Raw genomic sequence first — 25,754 nt, 5'->3', positions numbered from 1 at the left:
GCAAGGAACAGGGAGGAAGACATGACGACCGGAAACACCCGGCCAGCGTCCACCCCGGATGACACCATCCTGGATGCGATCATCATCGGCGCCGGCTTCGGCGGCCTTTACATGCTGCACCGGCTGCGCCAGTCGGGCCTGACGGCGCATGTGTTCGAAGCGGCCCCCGATGTCGGCGGCACCTGGTACTGGAACCGCTATCCGGGTGCCCGCTGCGACGTGGAAAGCGTGGCCTATTGCTATTCCTTCTCACCTGAGATCACGGCGGAATGGAACTGGTCGGAACGCTTCGCCACCCAGCCGGAAATCCTGGACTATATCCGCTTCGCCGCCGACCGGCTGGACCTGCGCCGCGACATCAGTTTCAACACCCGCGTCACCGCCGCCCATTATGACGAGGGCGCCAATCTGTGGCGGGTGACGACCGATCAGGGACAGGCCATTGCCGCCCGGTTCTGCATCGCCGCAACCGGGTGCCTGTCGGCCAGCCGGCTGCCTGACATTCCCGGCATCGGCTGCTTCCAGGGACAGGTGATCCAGTCGTCCCACTGGCCCGAGAAGCCTATGGATTTTAGGGCCAAGCGGGTCGGCATCATCGGCACCGGGTCCACCGGCATCCAGATCATTCCCGTGGTGGCCGCCCAGGCAGCCCATACCACCATCTTCCAGCGCACCCCGGCCTACAGCGTGCCGGCCCGCAATGCCCTGCTGTCCGACCATTATCGCGCGGCCGTGAAGGATCATTTCACCGAACTGACCCGTCAGCTCCGCGCCGGCCTGATCCATGGCAACAGCGACCTGCGTATTCCGGGTGAGGAGCCCCTGCCCCCGCCGCTGACCGCCGCCCAGATGACGACCGAAGAACAGCAGGCGGAGCTGGAGCGGCGCTGGCAGCGCGGTGGCGCCTGGTTCATGTTCACCTTCGCCGATCAAGTGTTCGACAAGCACGCCAACGAGGTGGCGGCTGACTTCATCCGCACCAAGATCCGCCAGATCGTGCGTGACCGCGCCGTGGCGGAAAAGCTGTGCCCCACAAGCTACGCCATCGGGGCCAAGCGCATCTGCGTCGACACCGACTATTACGCCACCTACAACCGCCCCACCGTCACCCTGCTGGACCATGGCAGCGCCCCGATCCTGGAAGTGACGGAGACGGGTATGCGCACGGGAAGCGGTGATGTCGAGCTGGACATCATCATCTTCGCCACCGGCTTCGACGCCATGACCGGTGCCCTGCTGTCCATCGATATAAGGGGACGGGATGGTGTCAGCCTGAAGCAGAAATGGGAGGCCGGACCGCGATCCTATCTGGGGTTGGGCATGGCGGGCTTTCCCAACCTGTTCACGATCACCGGGCCGGGCAGCCCTTCGGTGTTCAGCAATGTCGTCGTTTCCATCGAACAGCATGTCGAATGGATCGGCGATTGCCTGGACCATCTGCGTCGGCAGGGGCTTGCCGTCATCGAAGCGACGGAAACCGCCGAGGATGAATGGGTTCGCCATGTGGGGGAAGTGGCCAACGCCACCCTGATCCCCACCGCGAAATCCTGGTATGTCGGGGCCAATATCCCCGGCAAGCCCAATGTCTTCATGATTTATGTGGGCGGCGTCGGCGCCTATCGCGATATCTGCGACAAGGTGGCGGCCGAAGGCTACACAGGCTTCGCCCTGCTGCCCGTCCATCCGAACCGGGAGGAAGTGGCATGATTGCAGGCGAGAGTTTCCTCAGGAAACAACACCGGCACCTTATCGGTGGGCACTGGGTGGAACCGGCATCGGGCAGCATGTTCGACGTGCTGGACCCCACCACGGGAGACATCATCGCCCAGGCACCGGACGGCGATGCCGGCGACATCGACCGGGCCGTCGCCGCCGCCCGTCAGGCGCATGAGACGGGAGCATGGCGCGGCCTGACCGGCGATGCGCGCGCGCGCATCCTCTGGCGCTATGCGGAACTGCTGGAAGCGCATGCGGCGGAACTGGCCTGGCTGGAGGTGCGCAACAATGGCATGCCGTTGGGCTTCGCCCAATGGGCCATCGGGGCGAGTGCGTCCTGGCTGCGCCACTATGCCGGCCTGACCGGCAATATCCTGGGCCAGAACGCGTCGGGTGCCGTGTCGGGTGGGGGCAACAGCCTGCATGCCTATACGGTGCGGCAACCGGTGGGCGTGGCGGGGCTGATCCTGCCCTGGAACGGTCCCATCGGCAGCTTCATCATCAAGGTCGCCCCGGCGCTGGCCGCCGGCTGCTGTCTGGTGGTGAAGCCGGCGGAGAATACGCCGCTGACGGCCCTGCGTTTGGGCGAACTGGCGCTGGAGGCCGGTTTGCCGCCCGGTGTGCTGAACATTGTCAACGGGCCGGGCGCCGTGACCGGTGCCGCCCTGGCAGACCATCCGGGCGTGGACAAGATCTCCTTCACGGGGTCGACGGCCATCGGGCGGCAAATCGTTGCGGCGTCGGCCGGCAACCTGAAACGCGTCACCCTGGAACTGGGCGGCAAGTCACCCTGCATCATCTGCGACGATGCCGACATGGACCGCGCCATTCCGGGTGCGGCCATGGCCATCTTCGCCAATAGCGGACAGGTCTGCTTCGCCGGCTCCCGCCTGTTCGTGCAGCGCCGGTCCTTTGACAAGGTGGTCGCCGGCATCGCTGACATTATCAAGAATATGAAGGTCGGGCCCGGCCTGGACCCGGACACGGCCATCGGGCCCCTGATCTCCGCCCGGCAACGCGACCGTGTGCGGTCCTTTGTGGAGAATGGGCGGGCGCAAGGGGCGGAAATCCTGGCCGGCGGCGGTGTGCCGGACCGGGGCGGCTTCTTCCTGGAGCCCACCCTGTTCGCCAATGTCCAGGCCGACATGCGCATCGTGCGGGAGGAGATTTTCGGCCCCGTGCTGGTCGCCACCCCCTTTGACAGCCTGGACGAGGTGGTCCGGGCCGCCAACGACACGCGCTATGGCCTGGGTGCCGGCATCTTCACCGGCGATGTCAACAAGGCCCACCTGCTGGCCGACCGGATCGAGGCCGGCAATGTCTGGGTCAATTGCTACGGTGTGATGCACCCGACCATGCCGTTCGGCGGGTTCAAGGAATCCGGCTGGGGCCGGGAAATGGGGATGGAGGGGATGAATGCCTTTCTGGAAACCAAATCCGTCTATGTGCAGCTCCATGCTTAGGCGCCTGTCGGCCCTGCTGCTGGCCGGCACCCTGCTGACCGGCACGCCCGTCCTGGCCAATGACCGGATCAAGGCGGCGGAAACCGAACCGCAGAACTGGCTGAGCCATGGCCGCACCTATGGCGAACAGCGCTTCTCCCCCCTGGATCAGATCAATCCAGGCAGCATCGGCCGGCTGAAGCTCGCCTGGTATCACGAATTCGATAGCAACCGGGGACAGGAAGGTACGCCGCTGATCGTGGACGGGGTGCTGTACACGACCACAGCCTGGAGCAAACTGGTGGCCGTCGATGCCGCCACGGGCAAACCGCTCTGGTCGCATGACCCGCAGGTGCCGGGCCGGGCCGCCTACAATAGCTGCTGCGATGTGGTCAACCGGGGGCCGGCCTATGCCGATGGCAAGCTGTTCCTGGGCACGCTGGACGGGCGGTTGCAGGCGCTGGACGCGCGCACCGGCAAACTGCTCTGGTCAGTGCAGACCACCGACCCGGAAAAGCCCTACACCATCACCGGTGCCCCGCGCGTGGCCAAGGGCAAGGTGTTCATCGGCAATGGCGGTGCCGAATATGGCGTACGCGGCTATGTCAGCGCCTATGACAGTGCCACGGGCAAGCTGGTCTGGCGCTTCTACACCGTTCCCGGCGATCCGTCGCACAAGGACGGGGCCGCATCGGACGCCATCCTGGAAAAGCTGGGCCGCGCGACCTGGAGCGGGGAGGATTACTGGAAGAAATATGGCGGCGGTGGCGGTACCGTCTGGGACAGCATCGTCTATGATCCCGACCTGGATCAGCTCTATATCGGCGTGGGCAACGGATCGCCGCTGAACCATGTCATCCGATCGGACGGCAAGGGTGACAATCTGTTCCTGTCCTCCATCGTGGCGCTGGACCCCGATACCGGCGCCTATAAATGGCATTACCAGGAGGTCCCGGCCGAGACCTGGGATTACACCGCCTCGCAACAAATCATGCTGGCCGACCTGCCCCTTAAAGAGGGGCCGCGCAAAGTGATCTTGCACGCGCCCAAGAACGGCTTTTTCTATGTGATCGACCGGCAGACGGGAAAGCCACTTTCAGCGGAGAAATACGCGCCCGCCAATTGGGCCACCCATATCGATCTGACGACCGGACGACCCGCCATCACGGCGGATGCGCGTTATCTTGAAAAGCCCTTCATCGCCACGGTCGGATCTGCGGGTGCCCATAGCTGGCACCCGATGGCCTTCAGTCCGCAGACGGGGCTGGTCTATATCCCTGTGCAACTGATCCCCGGCTATTACCACCGCGACAAGGCCTTCACCTATCGCAAGGGGCGCTGGAACCTGGGCTACGACCTGATGCGCGTGCCCATCCCGCGCGACGCCGAGGGGCGCAAGTCCATGCAGGACAGTTTGCAGGGCTGGCTTTCCGCCTGGGACCCGGTGACGCAGAAGGAGGTATGGCGGGCCGACCATGGCATGGCCTGGAATGGCGGTGTACTGGCCACGGGCGGCAGGCTGGTCTTCCAGGGCACCTTCGATGGCCGTTTCAAGGCCTATGACGCGCGCAGCGGTGCGGAGCTGTGGAGCTTCGCGGCCCAGACCGGGGTGATGGCGGGTCCTGTCAGCTACAGCGTCAATGGCAAGCAATATATCGCCGTGCTGGCCGGCACGGGCGGGGCGGTGCCCCTGGCCCTGCCCAGCTTCCAGGGACCCGTGGCCCGGCCCAATGGCCGTATCCTGGCCTTCGCTTTGGATGGGACAGCCAGCCTGCCGCCGCTGGAAGCCACCATCCCACCGCCCAGCCATGCCAACGTCCCCGCACCACCCGACCGCATCGAACAGGGGCGTTTGCTCTATGCCGACAATTGCGGCGGCTGCCATGGCATGGGCACGCTGTCGGGCGGCATCCTGCCCGACCTGCGCCGGTCGCTGCTGCTGGAAAGCAAGGAGGCCTGGCATCAGGTGGTGATGGAAGGCGCCTTCCAAGACCGTGGGATGATCAGCTTCCGTCCGTTCCTGACCGAAGACGAAGCGGAAGCCATCCGCGCCTATGTCGCCGATGAGGCCGGCCATCTGCGCCGTACAACCAAGGAGCCGTAAGCCATGGTGATGGACCCCGACGCCAGACGCCTGCTGGACATGGCCGCGTCCATGGACGCCCCGCCGCTGGACGCCATGCTGGTGGCCGATGCCCGCGCCGCCGTGCAGGGGATGGCAACGATGCTGCAGCCGCCCGCCGTGCCCCACCGGATGCGGGCGATCGATCTGGGCGGTGTTCCGGCCCGGCTGTACCGTCCCATGGAAGCCGAGGATACGGCCCTGCTGCCCGCCCATATCCATCTGCATGGCGGCGGCTGGGTCCTGGGCGACCTGGACGGATGCCATTCCTTCTGCGCAGAAATCGCATCGACGGCCGGCATCGCCGTGATCTCCGTCGATTACCGCCTGGCCCCCGACCATCCCTTCCCCGCCGGTCTGGACGACACCCTGAAAGCCGTGCGGGAAGCGGTGGCACAGGCACCGGCGCTGGCCATCGACGCCAAACGGCTGTCCATCGGCGGCGACAGTGCCGGCGGCAATCTGGCCGCCGTGGCCTGTCTGGTGTTGCGTGACGCCGGCGGACCCGCCCTGAAGGCACAAGCGCTGCTCTACCCTGTCACCGACCTGCGCATGCAGACGGCTTCCTACAATATTCCCGACAGCGATGGGCTGCTGACGACGGGCATGATGCACTGGTTCCGCGATCTGTATGCGGGCGATGTGTCCGATTGGCGGGTCTCCCCGCTGCTGGCCGCCAGCCATGCCGGCCTGCCACAAGCCTATATCGTCACCTGCGGTTTTGACCCATTGCGCGACGAAGGGCGGGCCTATGCCGCCGCGCTGATCCAGGCGGGCGGCGCCGTTACCCATGTCCCTTATCCCGGCCAGATCCATGGCTTCCTGTTCATGGGTGCGGCTATCGCCGCCGCCAGCCCCGCCATCGCAGACATCGCGGATTACCTGCGCCACGCCTTACGCTGAGGACTCCCCATGCTCTCCTTCGACGACTGGCGCGCCCGCTCGCCCTTCTATGACGAAACTCATGAGGCCGTGGCCCGCTCCGTGGCCAGGTTCGTGGAACGCGAAGTCACCCCCCATATCGACCGCTGGGAGACCGACGGCGAGCTGCCCCGCGAGCTGCACCGCAAGGCAGCGGCCGCCGGCATCCTGGGCTTGGGTTTTCCGGAGGAATATGGCGGCCTGTCGGAAGGGTTCGACATCTTCCACAGCTTCACCCAGGCCGAAGAACTGGCCAAGACCGGGGCCGGCGGCCTGCACGCCTCCCTGATGACCCATTCCATGGCGCTGCTGCCGGTCCTGCAACTGGGATCGGAAGAGATGAAGCGCCGGGTAGCCCCGCCCGTCCTGGCCGGGGAAAAGCTGATTGCACTGGCCATCAGCGAACCGTCGGGCGGGTCCGACGTCGCCAACCTGAAGACGACGGCCCGGCGTGCAGGTGACCATTATGTGGTGAACGGGTCGAAGACCTTCATCACGTCGGGCATGCGGGCCGATTATTTCATGACGGCGGTCCGCACCGGCGGGCCGGGCATGGGCGGCATCTCGCTGCTGCTGCTGGAGGCCGACATGCCGGGCTTCGGCCGGACCAAGCTGGACAAGATGGGCTGGCGCTGTTCCGACACGGCCACACTGTATTTCGACAATGTCGAGGTGCCGGCCGACAATTTGATCGGGCCGGAAAACAAGGGGTTCCAGCGTATCGTCCGCAATTTCAACGATGAACGGCTGCTGATGGCCATGCAATGCTGTGCCCATTCCAGGGTCTGCCTGCGTGAGGCGGCGGAATGGGCGCTGGTGCGGGAGACGTTTGGTAAGAGGCTGGTCGAACACCAGACCATCCGCGTGAAGCTGGCCAATATCGCCCTGATGATCGAGGGCACCCAGGCCTGGGTCGACCATTGCGCCTGGATGCACCGGGAGGGCAAATTGGCGCCCGCCAGTGCCGCCATGTTGAAGGTGCAGGCCACCCGCACCCTGGAACTGGCAGCGCGCGAGGCGGCGCAGGTGCTGGGCGGTGCCTCCTACATCACCGGGTCGAAGGTGGAGCGCATCTATCGCGAGGTGCGGGTGAACGCCATCGGCGGCGGGTCGGAGGAGATCATGCTGGACCTGGCGGGCCGTCAGCTTTTCCGGTGAAATTCTCCAGCGAGATACAGAACCGGGGCGGTCATCCCGCCCCGGTCCCGATCCATCAATAATCCGCCGTCAGGCGCAGGCCCCAGACACGCGGGGCGCCGGGGAACATGTTCTGGCCCAGGAAGCCCAGGGTTGATCCCCAGAAGGCGTATTTCTCCTTCGTCAGGTTCTTGCCATAGGCCGACACGGTCCACACCCCCGACGGGGTGGTGTAGTTCAGGTTGGCATCGACCAGATTGTAGGATTTCTGCTTCAGCAGGTTGGGGTCGTCGAAGAAATAGGTGCCCGTATAGGAGCTGGACAGGTTGGCCTTGAACGCCCCGCCATCGGCCAGGGTGCGCTCATAGCTGGCCGTCAGGTTGAAACTGTCCTGGGGCACACGCACGAACTGCCGGCTGCCCGGATTGGCCACGCCCGCGAAGCTTTTATATTCGGCGTCGGTATATCCATAGCTGCCGGACACCGACAGATGCGGTGTCAGGATCGCCGTCGCCTCCACCTCCACGCCCCGGATGGTGGCATCGGCGGCATTAAAAACGGACTGCACCACGCCCAGCGTCGGGCTGACGCCCAGCACGGTCCGCTGCAAATCCTTGTAATCATTGTTATAGGCGGACAGGTTCAGGCGCAGGTGCCGGTTCAGCAGGTCGGCCTTGTAGCCCAGTTCATAGGCGGTGACCTGTTCGGCCTTGTACGGCTCAATGATGGCCGTGCCGCGCAGGGAGAAGCCGCCGCTGCGGAAGCCGCGCGTGGCCGAGGCGAACAGCAGCTGGTCATCCGTCACCTGATAGGACAGGCCCAGCTTGGGTGACAGGTTGCTGTCGTCGGTCTTGGCCTGTGGCGACAGGGTGCAGGTGGAGAAATCCAGGGCGCAGGCCCCGAACGGTGCGGAACGAGCCTTCTTGTTCTCCTCCGTATAACGGGCGCCCAGGGTCAGTGTCAGCTTCTCCAGCGGGCGCCAGTCGGCCTCCGCGAAGGCGGCAAAACTGTCATTGTCCAGCAGCGACCGCGTGGCAACGCGCTGCCCGCCATTGTTCAGGCTGCGCCCTTCGCGGAAATTGAAGCTCTGCTCAAAATAATAAAGGCCCGTCGTGAAATCGAAACTGTCCGACAGCGGCATGGCATAGCGCAGTTCGGAACTGAACTGGTCCTGGTCCTGCGCGATGCTTTGCAGGAAGGAACGGCTGGGCGTGCCGTCGAAATCGGTCAGCACGCGTGTGCGCACGTCACGATAGCCGGTGACGGAGGTCAGCACCCCGTCGCCCAGGGTCCAGTTCAGTTCCAGCACCCCGAACAGCACGTCGATATCGTTGCTGCCGCGCGTATCGGGCGCCACGGTCCAGAAATCGGCCGGGGTGATATAGCCCTCCTGCTGCGGCAGGGTCATGGGGGAGCCCGGCAGGGTGGAGGGCGACACACCCCGCGCCACGACGGGATCACCCTTTTCCGAATACCATTCCCCGATCAGCGTCACGTCCAGATTGTCGCTGGGCGTGAAGCGCAGGCTGGGCCGCAGGATCACGGAATGGCTCTTGCCATAGTCGTTGTCGGTGGTCGCATCGGTGAAATAGCCGTCCAGCCACCGGCTCTGCACCGCCAGGCGGGCGGCCAGCTTGTCTGCCACCAGCGGCCGGTTCAGCACCGCCGACGCCTCGTAAGTACCGTAGTTTCCGATGCCGACCGTGGCCTTGGTGGTGTCCGTGAAGGAAGGCCGCGCGCTGCGGAAGGAGACGGCACCCCCCGTGACATTGCGCCCGAACAAGGTGCCCTGGGGGCCGCGCAGGATTTCCAGGCTTTCGACATCGAACAGGTCGCCCAGCGCACCATAGTTGGAGCCCCAATAGACCCCGTCCTGAAAGATGCCGACGGCCGGCTCGTCCGACGGAGTTGATCCCGATACACCCATGCCGCGGATGGCGAAGTTCTGCACGCCCTTCTGGGCCGATGGCTGCAGGGCAACGGACGGGGCCAGACGGCCGATATCGACGATATCCTTGACGAGGAAATCCTCCATCTGGGTCGGGCCGAAGGCCGTGGCGGAAATCGGTGTCTCCTGCAGGCTTTCGGCCCGTGCGCGCTTGCGCGCCGTCACCACGATCTCATCCAGTTGCATCACGTCATCGGTTGCGGGGGCCGATTGCGCCCAGGCCGCTTCAGCGCCCAAAAACAGTATCAACAGGGAAATGCCGCATGACCGTCCGGATTTCCTCATCATTCAAACCTCCCCTTGCACACCCTTCGCGGGATTGTGCTGTTTTTGGAAGGATTGACCCGCATCGCCTTGGCAAGGCAAGCCGTATCCATACCAATGTCTTCGTGACGGGATCTGCGGCGATCATTCATCGGCAGCATGGCAGACCCCGCCCTACTGTCCCTTCCCTGTCCATCTGCGAAACCTGCCAATCGATAGGTTCACGACAAACAGCCCCCGCCTAGGCTGCCTTCAGAAATCACAAAAGGGATGGAGGGACAGATGCCCGATGGCCGGATGACACCGGATAGGCCGGAAGAGTGCCCACATGCGACCGGCATCCTGGATTTCACGGACAAGGACCCGTTCGGGTTCTACGCCCGCCTGACATCCGCCGGCCCCGCCCCGGTATGGGATGATACGGCGGGCGCTTGGCTGGTGCATGATTTCCAGCAATGCCTTGATTGCCAACGCAATGAAAACCGCTTCGTCAACATGTACCTGGATGCCGACCCGATCACGGTGGCCATCAAGGGCGGCGGCGCCAACATCACGCTGAGCCAGGGGCAGGACCATCTGAAGCTGCGCCGGTTCCATTTCCGGCTTCTGTCCGCCACCAATGTCGAACGGTTCCGGGAAGCCCATGTCCGCCCCATCATCAAGGGAATGCTGGACAGGTTCCCGCCGTCCGACAGGGTCGATCTGGCCGCGGACTATGCCGCGCAGATCCCGCCCCGCGTCATCTGCGCCTTGCTAGGCATGCCCACGGACGATGGTACCGTCATGGAAATCCTGGACGCGAACGAGGCCATCGTGCGCTTCATCGCGTCGGGATACCGCGACAAGACCCTGCGGGACCTGGCCCTGGCCGCGTCGCAGCGCCTGAATGACCTGCTGCTTCCCCATGTCCGGGCCCGGCGCGAAGCACCCGGAGATGATTTCATCAGCCGTGTCTGGCAGGAAGCGCCCACCGATGGCATCGACCTGGACGAAGCCGGCGTCATGGGCATCTGCCGGGAGCTTTTCTTTGCCGGGTCCGATACCAGCGTCCATGGCATCGCCAACGCCCTGTACCTGATCCTGTCCGATCCGGCCCTGAAGGCGCGGGTCCTGACGGACCAGACCACCGCCCTGCCCGCCCTGGTGGAGGAGGCGTTGCGGTTGTTGAATGTTGTGCAGTTCCGCCACCGGCGTTGTCTGGAGGATACTGACGTGGGTGGGGTGCCCATCGCCAAGGGCCAGATCATCATCCTGCTGCATGCCGCCGCCAACCGCGACGCGCAACGCTTCCCCTGCCCCGACAAGGCCGATCTCGACCGGCCGGACCCGACATCGCATCTGGCCTTCGGACGGGGCATCCGGTCCTGTGTGGGCGCACAGCTGGCGCGGGCAGAAATGCAGGAGGCGGTGGCCATGCTGCTGGCCCGGCACCCGTCCGTCTCACTGTGTCCGGCGGGGCTGGCCCCTTATTTCCGGGCGCTCTACATGCGGTCCATGGGGCCGCTGCATGTTACGCTGGACGGACGATCAAGAGGCCGCTGACGGCCCGAAATGGCAGTTGGAAGGAAACGAGACCCATGCATGGTGCTTCTCCGGCACGGTCCGCGCCTGCGGACCGGCTGAAATACTATACCCTCGTCATGATCATGGCGGTGGCCTTCATCAGCTATGTTGATCGCCAGATCGTCACCATCCTGATCCAGTCGATCAAGGCCGACCTGGGCCTCAGCGACACGCAGATCGGCCTGCTGACAGGGGTGTTCTTCTCCGCCTTCTATATGGCGGCCGGCATCCCCCTGGCGCGGATATCCGACCGGGGTAACCGCCGTACCCTGATTGCGGCCTGTGTCGGGTTCTGGAGCCTGATGACCATGTTCTGCGGCATGGCCACCAGTTATCTGCACCTGGCCATCGGCCGCATGATGGTGGCGACGGGCGAGGCGGGCAGCGCGCCCGCCAGCTATTCCCTGCTGACGGACCTGTTCCCGCCGCATCTGCGCACCCGCGTCTTCGCGTTGATGAGCTGTGGCAGCGCGTTCGGCATCGCCTTCGGTGTGTTCCTGGGCGGCACCTTGAACGATGTGCTGGGCTGGCGCGCCACCTTCCTGATCGTCGGCGCACCCGGCATTCTGGTGGCGCTGCTGTTCCGGTTCACGGTGCCGGAACCGGCCCGCCCGGCAGTGGGGCCGGCGCAAACGCAGCCCCTGGTCAACACCTTCCTGTCCTTCCTGCGCCTGAAAACCTACCGGCTGCTGATCCTGATCGCCATCCTGGCGTCGGTTTCCGCCTTTGCCATGCTGTCCTGGATGCCGGCCTTCCTGATCCGGGTGCATGGATTGTCGACAGCCGATGTCGGGCTGAAAATGGGGTCGGCGCTGGCCGTGGGGTTACTGCTGGGCAATCTGTGCTGCGGCACCATGGCCGACAGGCTGGGCGCGCGCGATATGCGCTGGCTGATCTGGACGGCCGGATGCGGGCTGCTGGCCTGTGTGCCGACCGGACTTTTCTCCCTGTATGGGGCGGATGCCGATGGCGCCATCCTCTGGTTCGGGGTCTTCACCTTCTTCCTGGGTTTCTGGGCCCCGCCGGTCATCACCATCGTCATGGGCCTGGTCCAGCCGCGCGCACGCGCCCTGGCCGCCTCCACCATCCCCATCCTGCAAAGCCTTGGCGGCGCCTTGGGTCCCCTGGCCGTGGGCATGGCCAGCGATGCCCTGACGCCCGAGCATGGGCCGGGGGCGTTGCGCCACGCCATGGCAATATCGCTGGCCGGGTGTCTTCTGGGCGGGGTGGCAGCACTGGCGGGCGGACGGCTGCTGGTCCGGGAATACCGGACCAGCAACACCCCCTACACGGATCAGTAGAGACTATCCAGCGCCTCCTTGGTGAAGGGCTTCATCTGGTCCAGCCGCCCGTCACACAGCTTGCGCGCCCATTCTGGGTCGGCCAGCAGCGAGCGGCCGACGGCCACCAGATCGAACTCCCCGGCTTCCAGCCGCGCGATCAGGGGAGACAGGTCGGTGGACACCTCCGCCCGTTCGCCCACATCGGTGACCGACATGGGGCCGGCCATGCCGACGCTGCCCACCGTAATGGTGGGCTTGCCCAGCAAGCGACGCATCCAGCCGGCAAGGTTCATGTCCGATCCGGGGAATTCAGGTTCCCAGTACCGGCGCTGGGAACAATGGAACATGTCCACCCCGGCATCGGCGATGGGCTGGAAAATGGCTTTCAGCTTCTCCGGCGTATCGGCCAGCCGGGCGCCATAATCCTGCTGCTTCCATTGGGAGATGCGCAGGATGACCGGGAAATCCGGTCCCACGGCGGCGCGCACAGCCGATATCACCTCCACCGCGAAACGCGTGCGGGCCACTGCATCGCCACCATATTCATCGTCGCGGATATTCAGCCCGTCCCACAGGAAGGCATCCAGTATATAGCCATGGGCGCCATGGATCTCCACCCCGTCGAAGCCAAGCGCCCGCGCATCGGCCGCCGCGCGGGCGAAGCTGTCCACGATCTCCCTGATCTCCACCTTGGTCAGCGGTGCCGACGCCTGTTTGCCGCCGGGCCGGAACAGGCCGGACGGGCTGGCATTGGGCAGGTGCCGGTTGGGATAATCGTTGCTGGGATGGCGCATGGGGCCGACATGCCAGATCTGCGGCACGATGCGCCCACCGGCCGCATGCACCCCGTCCACCACCCGCCGCCAGCCGTCCAGGGCGGCCCCGTGAAAGGCTGGCACGCGGACGGAGTAGGAGGAGGTGGGATGGTCGATGGTCGTCCCCTCTGTCACGATCAGCCCCACACCATTCTCCGCCCGACGGCGGTAATAGGCGGCGACGTCGGGGCCGGGAAACTGATCGGGGGATTTCCAGCGCGTCATCGGGGCCATGACGATCCGGTTGCGCAGATGCAGTGGCCCCAGATCAAAAGGTCGGAAAAGGGCGTCGAAGGCGTTCATCATTCCATCCGCCAAAGGTGGGAAACCATGCTGGCAGACAACCATGCCCCGTGTTGTCCGGCCCCTATCCGATGGCGGTGGGGCGATACGGATCGGGCAAAAGTGCGCGCAGGCGGAATTTCTGCACCTTGGTGGACGACATCGGCCATTCGCTGACAAAGACCACGGCGCGCGGGATTTTCCAGCGTGCCAGTTCCCCCTGGCACATGGCGATCAACGCGTCTTCCGTCACCATGCCGCCCGGCACCCGCTCCACAAAGGCAATCGGCACTTCGCCCATCTTTGCGTCGGGGGCGCCGATCACCTGGACCAGCTTCACGTCGGGGTGCCGGGTCAGGAAGAATTCGATCTCGGCAGCGGCAACATTCTCCCCGCCCACTTTCAGCATGTCCTTCAGGCGCCCGGCATAATGCAGCCAGCCATCGGCATCGATCCGGCCCCGGTCACCCGTGCGGACCCAATCACCGGGCAGGATGGTGGCCGCCGTGGCGTCAGGGTCGCGGTAGTAATTCAGAAAGGCACCGCCGCCCCGGAACTGAATCTCCCCCGTCACCTCCGGCGGACAGACCTCACCGCTGTCGGGATCGACGATGCGGATGTCCGTATGGGCGGGTGGCCGGCCACTGGTCACGGCCCGCCGCTCCGTTGAGGTGTCGGCGGGGGTGAAGGTGATGATGCCCGCCCCTTCCGTCATGCCGAACAGGTTCAGCAGCACCGCACCCGGCGGCAGCAGCTTCTGCACCGCCTGCTGCGTGGCCGGCGGCCCGACATTCAGCATCGACCGGACAAAGCCGAACGCGTCGCGCGAATAGGATGGATGCTGCAGCACCGTCAGCGACATTTGCGGAAAGCCGGAATAGAGATGCGCGATCCGGTGGCGGCGGATCAGGTCCACGGCCCCCTCCGGTTCGAAATGCGGTTGGGTCATGAAGGCCGCACCGCGCGAGAGGACCGCCGTCATCGGTCCCACCCCGCCCGTATGGAAAAAGGGCATGGGCATCCAGATCCTGTCCGCCGCCGACAGATCGACCGTCTCCGCGAACGTGTACCAGCTGCGCTGAATGCCAGCATGGGACAGGACACAGCCCTTGGGTGCGGAGGTGGTGCCAGAGGTGTAGATGATGACGGCCGCATCCTCTGGCGCCACCGACCGCCAGGCGGCTTCGACCACACTGTCGGAAATGTCCTTGCCGGCATCGGCAAGATCATCTTCCGACAGAAAGCCCTTGTGACGCCGGCGTCCCATCAGCAATGCGTGACGCAGGGCGGGCGCCCCGGCATCCCCCCCTTCCGTCAGATGGGGCAGGGTCTGTTCCAGCAGCCCGACAAAATCGACATGGTCGTCGATGGCATCGGTGGTGAACAATATCCGCGCCTGGCAATGGGCGATGGCATAGGACAGTTCATGGCGCTTGTAGCGGGCGTTCAGCGGCACCATGACGGCGCCGGCATACAGACCGGCGAAGAAGCAGGGCAGCCAGTCGGCGCAGTTCGGCATCAGCGTCGCGACATGGTCCCCGGGCCGGATGCCCAATGCGATCAAGCCCTTTGCGAGGGTCCAGGCCCGGGCATGCAATGCGCCATAGGTGATCTGACTGTCGGGAAAGATGCCGAAGATCGCATCGGGCGTCAGCGTCGCCTGTAAAGCCAGCAGGCCGGCAATAGTGGTTTCCCCCGCTTCAGGCCGGGTGTTCTTCTGCGTCATCCTGGTATCCCTTCCCCGATCATCGCGTCACGTCCAGACGATCCTTGGTAGGGGCGGATGGCGGCGGGGACACCCATCCAAAGTTAGGTGATGCGGCCCTGTTTTTGGCGAAAACTGATCGCGCAGGGCGTCAGTGGGCCGCCTCCACAGGGACAATCCCCGATGAATGCCAACCTTTCCATCCTCCGGCGCTATGTGACCGGTTTCGTGAACCGGCATGATTTCTCGGTGATCGCCGACATCATGCACCAAGATTACACACTGCATACCGGTGGCCATGTGATCAGCGGCCGCGACGATGCATACCGGTCAGCTGTGGCCCGACAGTTCCAGCAGTTTCCGGGCCTGGTTTTCACCCCGCATGAGGTGATGGTGGCCGGCGATTGCATCGCGCTGCGCTTCACCGAACATGGCGCCTCGGTCCGGCACGGCGGGCGGCCGGCGGCATGGGAAAGCATCGGCCTCTACAAGCTGCGGGACGGCAAACTGGCCGGTTGCGCCATCGAGCAGGATTATTTCTCGCGGCGGCGGCAATTGGAAGAAGGTCCCGCCATGATGGTGGATCATCCCGCCATCGCCCCCTGGGACAGCCGACAAGAACCACACAGCCCGTTGGACGAACAGGTGGTCCGAGATTGGCTCCTGTCTGGAAATATAATTAATATCAATAGCTTACAGATAGATGATCAACGCGCCACAAACCGCGTAGAACCAATCCTTTCGCAAACATCCATCACCATTACCGACCTGATCTCCGCTGGTGACCGCGTCGCGTTCCATGCCCGGCAGGATGGTGTGCTGATGGACAGGTTCGGTGATGGAGACCGTGGCACGCCGGCCTGGATGCATTGCGCCGGCATTGTCCAGGTTCGTGACGGTGCCGTCACGGGGGGCCATGTCCTGCGCGACCGATGGGGGCTCTACCGTCGTCTGGCCGCCAATTCCGCGTAATAAATACACGATACGACATTGGAGAATATGAATGACGATCGAGATCACCTTTATTGATCCCCATGGTCAACGACACCTGCTTGATGCCGAGGAGGAACAATCCATGATGAAGGTCGCCGTAGAGAACGGCGTGCCGGGAATTGATGCCGATTGCGGCGGATCATGTGCCTGCGCGACCTGCCATGTCCATATCGATCCGGTTTGGTCCGCCAGGGTCGGCGCACCCGGCGACGAGGAAAAGGACATGCTGTCCTGCGCCGTGCACCTGTGCGAGACATCGCGCCTGTCGTGCCAGATCGAAATGAACGCAGCGCTGGACGGCCTTATCGTCCATATTCCGTCCAGCCAGCGTTGATCCACCGCGTTCAAGGGAACGTCTGGCGACGCGGACCTGCCCGCCGCCAGCGCTCCTGTGACCTGTGCGGTTTCGGACAAGGTGTCTCCGGACAGCAGAAAAGCCAATTATCTCATTGAGACAGAAGGACTTTTTGATGCGCGGGCTGGATTTGACCAATGGTATGCCGACCTATCCGTCAATATTCAGTCAGACACTTCATCCATTGGCCCGGTCCCGGCGCTGGGCTTTTCCCCCATGCGCCGGGATCTGCCTTAGAACCAAACGGCGTCCCGCCGTTCAGACGGTACACATTACAGGAACAGGAAGTCGTCGGTGCCCCAATTGGCCATGGCCGCCAATCCGGTATCGCCGGACAGGCTGGTGAAGTTGGCCAGGATGGTGATGTCACCGCCATTGGCCAGGTCGGTGGAATGCACCAGACGATTGAAGCCCAGGTTGCTGTTGAAATAGATGAAAAAGCCAGCGCCGCTGGTGATATTGGCATTCGCGGCGATCGCCGCCGCTGCCGCACCGGCATTGGCGAAGGGGGATGTTGCAACGATGAAATTACCATTGGTGGTGAGATCGGCCGCGGCGCCGGACACCATGGTAATGGGCGTATCGACCCCAAACCCGGACAGGTGCAGCATGACATCATCGTCACCAAAGGTGAAATCGGTGATGCTGTCCGCCAGATTGCGCCCGCGGATGCCAGAGGTGCCGATGGCACCGACAGTGACGGACGTATCGGTGATGCTGTCGGCGAAGAAGGCGAAGACATCATGCCCCGCCCCACCGGTCATGCTGTCACTGAGGCCTGGCCCGGCATTCGCCCCTCCCTGAATGAAATCGTCGCCGGCACCCCCGGACATCGTGTCGGCACCAAGGCTGCCCACCAGATAATCCACCCCGTTGCCACCGATCAGCACGTCATTGCCCAGATCGGCCAGCAGGATGTCCACGCCGTCGCCACCGAACAGCACATCGTCGCCGGCACCGCTGGAGATGAAGTCGTCCCCCGCATCGCCGATGATCTGGTCGGCCGTCGTGCCGCCGCTGATAATGTCGTTGGCGCTCGTGCCTTCAAAAATTGCCACGATCCTCTCCTTGCGTGATGGCCCCTGCATGATGGCCGGTTTCCTCCCCCCGGTTGGTGGGGTGGTCGCTCACAGAGACGGGCGCTTTGATCGGTTTATTCCATCGCGGCAAATTTTCTTGGGGGGCCCCCGATGCGGTCGCCGGTTTCGCTGGATGGATAGGACAGTGCGCCGTGGGGCCGATCAATGTCGTGGCGGCGTCGGGCTTGGCCTCCAGCCCCCGAACCGACAATTCGAAAATTTTCCCGTTGCCATGGGAATAAACTGCCCTCGTTCCCGTCTTCATGGTGGAAACCACTTTGCGGGATATGACCATGACGAACCGCCTCGTCTCCCTTTTGGTGCGCAGCCTGACGTTGGTCTTTACCGGGCTGGCAGGACTTGCGACGCCGGCGCAGACGCTGGAGATCAACGGTCAGGCTCTCATCGATGCCCGGCTGGTCAGCAATGGTGGCGAGCGCGGATGGCTTGATGGTGGGTTAGGCAAAGGGCGGTATGGCCAGGGCGATGCGGCCCTTCGCATCGGGGAGGCCCACCTGCTGGCCGATCTTTCACTGGTGGACGGGCTGTTGATGCATGGCCACATTCGTGCGGAGATCGATCAGAAAACCGTGGCCGACGTGATCGAGGCCTATGCCCGCTGGCAGCCCTCGTTAGACGGGCGGTCGCGGCCGCTGACGGTGAAACTGGGCGCCTTCTTCCCGCCCATCAGCCTGGAGAATGACGGTCTCGCCTGGAGCGCGCTCTACACGATCTCCCCGTCCGCGATCAATAGCTGGGTCGGGGAGGAGTTGCGGACAATCGGTGCGGAGGCCACCTATGTGTGGCAGCCGGGCCGACTTCGCGTCGATCTGACCGGTGCGATTTTTGGCTGGAATGACCCGGCCGGCACCTTGCTGGCGGATCGGGGCTGGGCTCTGCATGATCGCTGGGCCGGTTTGATCGAAAGTACGCGTCTGCCGGACAATTTCGGGCCGGGCGGGCGCGGTCCGGCCCGTCTGAAGCTGTTCCGCGAGATTGACGATCGACCGGGCTATTATGCCGGTCTCACGCTTCGCCAGCGCGGCTGGCCACGCTTGTCGGTGCTCTGGTACGACAATAATGCCGATTCAACGGCGCTGCGGGTGACCCGCGCCTGGGACACGCGTTTCTGGAACATCGGCCTGGACATGCGGCTGACCGCCAATCTGCAACTGCTGACACAGGCCATGGTGGGTAAAACGATCGTGACGCCGAACGCCGCCAATCGACGCGACACGGATTTTCACGCCTTCTACCTGCTGCTTGGCTACACCGATGGCGACTGGACCTATGGCGGCCGTGTCGACCTGTTCGGCAGTGACGAGAATACGCGGGCATCCCGCGCCGTGCGGTTCGGGGAACATGGCAAGGCCCTGACTGTGTCTGCCAACCGACGGCTTGGCGACCATCTCAGCCTTGCTGGCGAAGTGCTGCACACCGACAGCTATCGCGCCCATCGCCGCCTGTTCGGTGACGGACCGGATCGCGCCGATACCCGCGCGCAACTGATGTTGCGTGCCACCTACTGATGACTGACCTGCCAACTTGGGAGTGCTGACCATGATCCGCAATAAATCCATCCTCCTCGCGCTGTTCGGCGTGGCCATTGCGACCGGAGGCAGCAGCGTGGTTGCCCAGTCGCCAGCACCAGCAACCCATGTCATCGGCCAGCGCGGCAGCCAGTTCAATCCGCCGGCAATCACCATCCGCAAGGGCGACACGCTGGTTTTCGTGAATGACGACAACAAACCCCACCATATCGTCAGCCACACGCCAATTCACACGTTCGACCTCGACCTGCTTCAACCCGGTTCAGAGGTGCGCCAGGTCATGGACCAGGCCGGTGAAGTGGTGATCGGCTGTGACGTCCATCCCAGGATGGAGACCATCGTCACGGTTGTTGAATGACAGCGCCCCCTGTCGGCGCTTAAATTGAGAACGGATTGAAAGGGCTTTCCGCACGGCGGCTTCTTAATGTGGTGGCGAAAGGGAAATCCGGGATGTTTCCCATACTGGACGCAGGGCGCCGGCATTGGCGCAAAGCGAGCCTACTGACCCTGGCACCGTCAATCATCGGGGCTGTGGCCGCCACCGGTATGGACACAACCTGGTATTGGGTGGGGGATGTCCGGGCCGTTCCCGTCACGCGGGAGCGAAGCTGGATGGATGGCGGCCTGGGCAAGACCCGGTATGGAAAAGGCGATGGAGGGCTGCAACTGGCGGAATCGCATCTTCTTGGATACCTGACGATCGCCGATGAGCTGGAAATCTATGGTCACCTGCGGGCGGAGGCGGCACAGAAGACCGCCGTCGATGTGATCGAGGCCTTCGTCCGCTGGCAGCCGATGATTGACGATGACCTGCCGCTGACCGTGAAAGCAGGCGCCTTTTTCCCACCTATCAGTCTGGAGAATGAGGTGCTGGCCTGGGCAGGGCTCTATTCCATCACGCCTTCCGCCATCAATAGCTGGGTCGGGGAGGAACTGCGCACCATCGGCGTCGAGGCATCCTATATCTGGACGCTTGACGCTGTGGAGGTTGGCTTGACCGGGGCCCTTTTCGGCTGGAACGATCCTGCCGGCGCGCTGCTGGCAGATCGGGGCTGGGCCTTTCATGATCGTTGGACCGGACTGATCGAGGAGGTGCGCCTGCCTGACAATTTCGGGCCGGGTGGGCGCGGGCCGGTTCGGCTGCCGCTATTCCGCGAGGTTGACGATCGGGTGGGCTGGTACGCCGGGATCAATCTGCGCAGCCCGGGCAAAGGGGGCCTGTCTGTCCTCTATTACGACAATAACGCCGACCCGACAGCCATTGATCTTGTCCGCGCCTGGCGCACGCAGTTCTGGAGCGTCGGGGTTGATCTCAAGCTGGCACCGGGTCTGCAGATGCTGGCGCAAGCGATGGTCGGCAGGACGCGGGTCGATCCCAATCCGCAGAACCGCCGGGACACGGATTTCCATGCCGCCTATGTGATGGTCGGGTACACAAGAGGTGACTGGACCTTCGGCGCCCGCGCCGATCTCTTCGGCAGCACGGAAGAGACGTTGGCGGCCCGACCGACGCGATTTGGTGAACATGGGCATGCGATGACCTGGGCGGTGTCACGCCGTCTTGATGACCATGCCAGCGTGACACTCGAACTCCTGCACGCCAACAGTCACCGGGCGCAACGACGCCTGTTCGGTGAAGCGGTTGATCAAGCAGGCACCCAGATGCAGACCGCCCTGCGGATCCGCTTCTGATCATCACCCGTGGAGAGCCGCATTTGTTTTCGGGCGATATTCTGTTGTCGGTGGAATATCGCCGAGGGCTCGCCCGTCCTTATCATTGAGCAATGAATCGGGGCACGGCCCTGTTATGCGGGCGAAGGTGGTTATATGCTGACAGGATGGGATAGCGGCGGGAAACGCCTGTGGCGTACCCGTTCCTGGCAGGGGAATGGGGCATCGTGACAGGTCCGCAGCAGTTTGTGAATGCGCTTGTCACGCACCTGCCGGGGTTGCGTCGCTATGCTGTTGGACTGTCGGGGAATTTCGCGCTGGCCGATGATCTGGTTCAGGATTGTATCGAACGCGCGTTGAGGCAATCTGCGCAATTGCGCGACCAGCATAGCCTGTCGGCATGGCTGCGCCGTATCCTGCGCAACCTGTACCTGGATGAGATCCGCAAGGGTCGGACACGGGGAGTGGAACAGGATATCACGGCGCTGGTCGACAATGTGGCGTTGAGCGCCCAGCCGGTGGACACGGACGCCGCGCGGGATTTCGCCGCCACCCTGTCGCGCCTGGCGCCGGAACATCGCGAAATCTTGCTGCTGGTCAGTGTCGAAGAGCTGAGTTATCGCGAGATCGCGGAGGAGTTGAAAATACCCTTGGGCACCGTCATGTCGCGACTGGCGCGGGCCCGTGAGCGATTGCGTACAGTCATGCACGAACGGGACAATGTCGTAACGGCTTTCACCAGCGGATCGAAAGACAGCAAGTGAGCAAGCATCCCCCCATTGATCAGACGGTGACGGAGGCGGAACTGCACGCCTTCATTGATGGCGAGCTTGTCTCCGATCGCGCCCATGTGGTGGAGGCGGCGATCCAGGCCGATCCCGCATTGGCCGATCTCGTCGCCGCCTATCAGGCTGACAAGCTGTTCATGAAACGCTTATATGGCCCGTTGATCGACCAGCCCGTACCGCAGCACCTTGTCGATCTGGCGCGGGCCGGCGGGTCTTCCGATATTGGTGCTGCGCGTCCGGGTGGCCGCTGGCGGATTTATGGTGCTGTTGCCGCCATGTTGGCACTGCTGGTGACAGGGGCCGGTCTGCTGACCCGGGTGCCGGGCAGCGATGTTGTCAGGGAGGCGCTGGATGCACGGACGCAGACCCTGGCGCTGGCCGAGGATATCGGGCGCTACAATGAAGACCTGAGCCGCATTGTCGATGCCAAGGTGAAAGTACCGGACCTGTCGCGGGCTGGATATCAGCTTGTTGGGGTCGGCATCGAGCACGATGCCGCCACCCTTGCCTATCGTGACGGTCAAGGCGGTCTGTTCACCATCTATCTGCGCAGTTCGGACGGCACCGTGCGTTTTGACCAGTTCAAGCAAGCCGACCTGCGGATCTGTGTCTGGCAGGATGATCGCGTGAGCATGGTGATGGCAGGTGAGATGTCGGCCGCCATCATGCAGAAACTGGCCAGCCTGGCCTATGTGGGGCTGACAGCCTGACGGGCCATTGATGACCCTGGGCCATGCACCGTCATCGCCCGGCCTGCGCCGGTAGGGCACTGGGGCTGAACAGGGCGGCGGGATGGGGATTGGTCAGCCGGTAATGGAACGGTTCGTCGTTGAAGGCAAAGGTGAAGGCATAGCCGCCCAGCTCGAAATCATGCACGATCTGGCTGCCGATGACGACGGCGGGTACATCCGGCATCACATACATGGTGGCGTGGGCAAACTTCCACAGCGTGCCATTCTCGTCCCAACTGTCGGCATAGACCGCCATCCATGTATCTTCGTCCAGATACAGCAGGCGGCGCGACACCACATCATGCGCGTCCGGCGCCACCGTCCCCTCCACCACCCAGACGCGGTGCAACTCGTATCGCAAGGCTTCGGGGTTGGGATGGGTCTTGCCCAGCACCTGCGACAGGGGCATCTGGTACAGCCGGTTATTATTGTATGGAACATACATCTCTTTCTTGCCCACCAGCCTGAAGCTGTAATGGTCCATACCGCCGAAGAACATGTAATATTCGTTCTGGTTCATGTAGCCGGCGGCAATCGGGTCGGGCACGTCATAGGAAATCGGGGGGGCTTTGCGCACACGCTGCTCCCCCGGCAACAGCCGCCAGGCCGCCAGGTCGTGGCGCTTGATATTCAGCGACTGCCAATAAAGATAGGCTTCACCGAGGCGGTTGGCCGGTGCGGTCGCGATGCGGATGGTCTTGAAATAATAGCCGCCCAACTGTTCTGGCGTCATGGACCGATAGTAATAGGGGAAGTCCGCAATCTCACGATAAGCGCCGGTCAATTCCGGTGCGCCATCCGCCGGAACGACGTAGGTCCCCACCGTCACTTCGCGCGCCGCACCCCAGAAAGCCAGCAGATGATTCCATACCGCCTGGTAGCCATCCTTGGGAATTGGGAAGGGGATGCCACCGACCGCCCCTTCGATGCCATAGCGGATTCCCTCCGCAGCCGGGCGGGCAAGCGTGGCGTTGCGGAAGATGTTGTCGTACACCCAGCCGGGTGCCGCTGCCGTCCGGTGCGTCGGATAGATCTCCATCCGGTAGTCCGGCCGTGTCTGGAACAGATGCCTAGCCCCTTCCGGCAACCGGTCGGCATGGTCGCGCCAATTCTGCGCTGTGATGGCGAACAACGGCTTTTCCCCGGCGAACGGATCGCGCCTGGGCCCCTGCTGGGGCGGCGGCGTTGGGTCGACCAGCCCCCCTGTCCATGCCGGAATACTGCCGTCAGCATTGCCCGCGCGCTCAGCGCCCACGGGCGTCAGGCGACCGGTCAATTGTGCCGCTTCCTGTTCCGACACCTGAGCGATGGCGGATTGGCACAAGAGGGTAGCGATCACGGCGATGGCAAAGCGGAGTTTGTGGCGCATCATTCCAGGCGAAGCGGTTGCGGCGATGCCGGCGGCATAGGGATAATGTCGGTGAATGACGGCGTTCCGGCTATTCCCGATCCGGCGGGTTCCACGGTGTGGCATCGCCAAGACCATAAGGATCATTCCCGACAGTGCAACAGGATACAGGCGATGGCCGTGCGGCGTCGGTGCGCGACCGCCGTAATTATGCCGTTCGTCGGCCTGATCCTGTCCCTGTCCTATGGAACGGTCGCCCGTGCGACCGACCTGACCGTCAACGATGGGCCGCAGATCAGGCTGACCACCATGGTTCGCTATACGGTGGCCATGCGGCTTCTCGAGCGTGCGCCTGCATTGACGGCGCCCCTGAACTGGGGGGATGGCGATCGCAACTTCGCCCCTGGACTGGTCTCGAACCGGCTGGATCTGTTGACCGGCCTGGATGTCGATCTGCGGGGCTGGGGCGGTCATGTCAGTGTTGCCGGATGGTATGACGATGTCTATCGGCGGGGTACCGATTCCGGCCCCAGCGCCATCATCAATAGTGGTTCGACCCCATCTGGTCAGTTTCCCGCGGCAACCCGGCGGTGGCATGGACGTGACCTTGAACTGCGCGATGCGTTCCTGCGCGGCGGGTTCGACATGGGCGGCATGCCGGTCAGCTTTCGTGTCGGCCGACAGACGCTGGCCTGGGGTGAGGCGCTGTTCCATGATGCGCAATCCATTGCGTCCGCTCTGGCGCCCGTTGACTATACACGGGCCATCACTGCGCCAGGCACCTATCGCAACGACCTCTACCGGCCGGTGGCGCAGGCGGTCGCCACCCTCCAGCCCAGTGCCGATCTGGCATTGTCCGCCTATCACCAGATGGAATGGCGCCCGACGCTGTTGCCCGGCAGCGGCAGCTATTTCAGTTACCTTGATCATCTGGGGGTTGGTGGCGACCGGTTTCTGCTGACATCCAGCCGATACCTGGTCCGCCGGCGCGATCAGGAGCCTTCGGTCCGTGGGCAGTTCGGGCTGTCGCTGCACATGAATATCGGCGATGTGGATTACGGCCTTTACGCCCTTCGCTACAATTCGATGGAGCCGCAATATTTCCTGCAGATGGAAAGCCGGGCATCGGTTGGCCCGGTCGGGTATTACCGCGCGGTCTATCCGGGTGGCGTGCGGCTGTATGGCGTCAGCCTGAGTACGGTAATCGCCGAGGCGACGCTGGCGGGTGAACTGTCCTTACGTCGCAATGCGCCGCTGGTACTGGCCCCGGCCGGGCGGCCCCCCGATAGTCTGGCCCCCTATGACGGCTATGTGAAAGGAAGCATTGTCCACGGCCAGATGTCCGTCAGTGCAAAGGTCGGCCGCACCGGCATTTGGGACAGTGCCGATCTCAGCGCGGAGGCGGCCTTCGACCATGTGGCCGATCATGAACCGACCGATGTCGACCGGCCCTGGCGCCATACGGCCTCGCGCCTGCGTCTACTGATCGAGCCGCGCTATTTCCGGGTGCTGCCCAATGTCGATGTCACCCTGCCTGTCGGGATCGGCTATAACTTGTCCGGCCACAGTCTCAGCTACCGCGTACAGAATGCCGGCGGCGGCGATATGCAGATGGGTATCGCCGCGACCTATGATTCGACCTGGAAAGCCAGCCTGACATTGACGCGCTATCTGGGAACGACCAGCGAACAATGGCTGACTGACCGCGACCATCTATCCTTCAGTTTGGAACGAACCTTCTGAAAGGATGCAGGGGGCGGCTCTGCGTTCCGGCATCGGGTCTTGACAGATGCGGCATGGGCCCTTGCGGGGTAAGCATCCGGCGTAGGCCCATTCAGGGTTTTGCCTTCCAATTCCATGGCAAGAGTTCGGCGATTGCCTTTGCTGGATGGTCGTGGATGCGGGCGAGGGTGTCGGCGAGCCAGGCTTGGGGATCGACGTCGTTGAGCTTTGCGGTTTCGATGAGGGTGTAGATGGCGGCGGCCCTGTCGCCGCCGTCATCGGAGCCGCAGAAGGTCCAGTTCCGTCGTCCGACAGCGAT

At 63.7% G+C, this 25,754-nt stretch carries 21 protein-coding genes; 15 read left to right on the top strand and 6 right to left on the bottom strand.

Annotation, left to right across the window (positions count from 1 at the left end):
• The first annotated feature begins 21 nt into the window (after positions 1 to 21).
• From AC1Q7F_RS14095 to AC1Q7F_RS14075, 5 genes are read left to right on the top strand one after another with little or no spacing between them, the layout of a single operon-like run.
• Positions 22 to 1,707 (top strand): flavin-containing monooxygenase, encoded by a 1,686-nt coding sequence (locus tag AC1Q7F_RS14095; RefSeq protein WP_492507851.1) that lies wholly within the window; start codon positions 22 to 24, stop codon positions 1,705 to 1,707.
• Complete coding sequence (locus tag AC1Q7F_RS14090) at positions 1,704 to 3,179, top strand: aldehyde dehydrogenase family protein (RefSeq protein WP_492507849.1); 1,476 nt, start codon at positions 1,704 to 1,706, stop codon at positions 3,177 to 3,179. Before AC1Q7F_RS14095 ends, AC1Q7F_RS14090 begins: the two co-directional genes overlap by 4 nt.
• On the top strand, positions 3,172 to 5,262 hold the full coding sequence (locus tag AC1Q7F_RS14085) for a PQQ-dependent dehydrogenase, methanol/ethanol family (RefSeq protein ID WP_492507847.1): 2,091 nt from the start codon (positions 3,172 to 3,174) through the stop codon (positions 5,260 to 5,262). The genes AC1Q7F_RS14090 and AC1Q7F_RS14085 overlap by 8 nt, the downstream gene beginning before the upstream one ends.
• A gap of 3 nt (positions 5,263 to 5,265) precedes the next feature.
• Positions 5,266 to 6,183 (top strand): alpha/beta hydrolase, encoded by a 918-nt coding sequence (locus AC1Q7F_RS14080; protein ID WP_492507845.1) that lies wholly within the window; start codon positions 5,266 to 5,268, stop codon positions 6,181 to 6,183.
• 9 nt (positions 6,184 to 6,192) lie between these two features.
• Positions 6,193 to 7,359 carry an acyl-CoA dehydrogenase family protein gene (locus AC1Q7F_RS14075; protein WP_492507843.1) on the top strand — a complete coding sequence of 389 codons (1,167 nt, stop codon included), beginning with the start codon at positions 6,193 to 6,195 and terminating at the stop codon, positions 7,357 to 7,359.
• Between the two features lie 55 nt (positions 7,360 to 7,414).
• Here AC1Q7F_RS14075 and AC1Q7F_RS14070 read toward each other — a convergent pair whose 3' ends face one another.
• The gene (locus tag AC1Q7F_RS14070) at positions 7,415 to 9,574 is read right to left on the bottom strand and encodes a TonB-dependent receptor (RefSeq protein ID WP_492507841.1); all 2,160 of its coding nucleotides are present in this window, start codon (positions 9,572 to 9,574) and stop codon (positions 7,415 to 7,417) included.
• A 258-nt stretch (positions 9,575 to 9,832) separates the two neighbouring features.
• On the opposite strand from AC1Q7F_RS14070, the gene AC1Q7F_RS14065 reads away from it, so the two are divergent.
• Entirely contained in the window at positions 9,833 to 11,092 is a 1,260-nt protein-coding gene (locus AC1Q7F_RS14065; protein WP_492507839.1) for a cytochrome P450, read from the top strand.
• Between the two features lie 35 nt (positions 11,093 to 11,127).
• Positions 11,128 to 12,414: a spinster family MFS transporter gene (locus AC1Q7F_RS14060; protein WP_492507837.1), complete on the top strand. Its 1,287-nt coding sequence runs from the start codon at positions 11,128 to 11,130 to the stop codon at positions 12,412 to 12,414.
• Here AC1Q7F_RS14060 and AC1Q7F_RS14055 read toward each other — a convergent pair.
• Together AC1Q7F_RS14055 and AC1Q7F_RS14050 are read right to left on the bottom strand one after the other, a co-directional pair.
• Entirely contained in the window at positions 12,408 to 13,514 is a 1,107-nt protein-coding gene (locus AC1Q7F_RS14055) for an NADH:flavin oxidoreductase (RefSeq protein WP_492507835.1), read from the bottom strand. The genes AC1Q7F_RS14060 and AC1Q7F_RS14055 overlap by 7 nt on opposite strands.
• 64 nt (positions 13,515 to 13,578) lie before the next feature.
• Positions 13,579 to 15,219 carry a class I adenylate-forming enzyme family protein gene (locus tag AC1Q7F_RS14050; protein ID WP_492507833.1) on the bottom strand — a complete coding sequence of 547 codons (1,641 nt, stop codon included), beginning with the start codon at positions 15,217 to 15,219 and terminating at the stop codon, positions 13,579 to 13,581.
• A gap of 162 nt (positions 15,220 to 15,381) precedes the next feature.
• On the opposite strand from AC1Q7F_RS14050, the gene AC1Q7F_RS14045 reads away from it, so the two are divergent.
• Complete coding sequence (locus AC1Q7F_RS14045; protein WP_492507831.1) at positions 15,382 to 16,170, top strand: nuclear transport factor 2 family protein; 789 nt, start codon at positions 15,382 to 15,384, stop codon at positions 16,168 to 16,170.
• A 31-nt stretch (positions 16,171 to 16,201) separates the two neighbouring features.
• Complete coding sequence (locus AC1Q7F_RS14040) at positions 16,202 to 16,525, top strand: 2Fe-2S iron-sulfur cluster-binding protein (RefSeq protein WP_492507829.1); 324 nt, start codon at positions 16,202 to 16,204, stop codon at positions 16,523 to 16,525.
• Positions 16,526 to 16,818: 293 nt separating this feature from the next.
• On the opposite strand, the gene AC1Q7F_RS14035 is transcribed toward AC1Q7F_RS14040, so the two are convergent.
• Positions 16,819 to 17,604 carry a calcium-binding protein gene (locus tag AC1Q7F_RS14035; RefSeq protein ID WP_492507827.1) on the bottom strand — a complete coding sequence of 262 codons (786 nt, stop codon included), beginning with the start codon at positions 17,602 to 17,604 and terminating at the stop codon, positions 16,819 to 16,821.
• Between the two features lie 314 nt (positions 17,605 to 17,918).
• On the opposite strand from AC1Q7F_RS14035, the gene AC1Q7F_RS14030 reads away from it, so the two are divergent.
• The 5 genes from AC1Q7F_RS14030 to AC1Q7F_RS14010 all read left to right on the top strand — a co-directional run bounded on the left by AC1Q7F_RS14030 (position 17,919) and on the right by AC1Q7F_RS14010 (position 22,344).
• Positions 17,919 to 19,154, top strand: a complete 1,236-nt coding sequence (locus AC1Q7F_RS14030; RefSeq protein ID WP_492507825.1) for a hypothetical protein — start codon at positions 17,919 to 17,921, stop codon at positions 19,152 to 19,154.
• 31 nt (positions 19,155 to 19,185) lie between these two features.
• Positions 19,186 to 19,533, top strand: a complete 348-nt coding sequence (locus AC1Q7F_RS14025; protein WP_492507823.1) for a cupredoxin domain-containing protein — start codon at positions 19,186 to 19,188, stop codon at positions 19,531 to 19,533.
• A 92-nt stretch (positions 19,534 to 19,625) separates the two neighbouring features.
• Entirely contained in the window at positions 19,626 to 20,867 is a 1,242-nt protein-coding gene (locus AC1Q7F_RS14020) for a hypothetical protein (protein ID WP_492507821.1), read from the top strand.
• Positions 20,868 to 21,037: 170 nt separating this feature from the next.
• Positions 21,038 to 21,610: an RNA polymerase sigma factor gene (locus AC1Q7F_RS14015; protein WP_492507818.1), complete on the top strand. Its 573-nt coding sequence runs from the start codon at positions 21,038 to 21,040 to the stop codon at positions 21,608 to 21,610.
• Positions 21,607 to 22,344, top strand: a complete 738-nt coding sequence (locus AC1Q7F_RS14010; protein WP_492507816.1) for an anti-sigma factor family protein — start codon at positions 21,607 to 21,609, stop codon at positions 22,342 to 22,344. Before AC1Q7F_RS14015 ends, AC1Q7F_RS14010 begins: the two co-directional genes overlap by 4 nt.
• Positions 22,345 to 22,375: 31 nt before the next feature.
• On the opposite strand, the gene AC1Q7F_RS14005 is transcribed toward AC1Q7F_RS14010, so the two are convergent.
• Entirely contained in the window at positions 22,376 to 23,734 is a 1,359-nt protein-coding gene (locus AC1Q7F_RS14005) for a DUF1329 domain-containing protein (protein WP_492507814.1), read from the bottom strand.
• A 153-nt stretch (positions 23,735 to 23,887) separates the two neighbouring features.
• Here AC1Q7F_RS14005 and AC1Q7F_RS14000 point away from each other — a divergent pair, with 153 nt between their 5' ends.
• Positions 23,888 to 25,456 (top strand): DUF1302 domain-containing protein, encoded by a 1,569-nt coding sequence (locus tag AC1Q7F_RS14000; RefSeq protein ID WP_492507812.1) that lies wholly within the window; start codon positions 23,888 to 23,890, stop codon positions 25,454 to 25,456.
• 91 nt (positions 25,457 to 25,547) lie between these two features.
• On the opposite strand, the gene AC1Q7F_RS13995 is transcribed toward AC1Q7F_RS14000, so the two are convergent.
• Positions 25,548 to 25,754, bottom strand: a 207-nt coding sequence (locus tag AC1Q7F_RS13995) for a transposase domain-containing protein (RefSeq protein WP_492507810.1), incomplete at its 5' end; no start/stop codon positions are given.

This window comes from Niveispirillum sp. GW835-FHT14G11 (assembly GCF_058793615.1).
The sequence above is the reverse complement of the archived record's forward strand: the minus strand, read 5'-3'. Positions and strand labels throughout refer to the sequence as shown.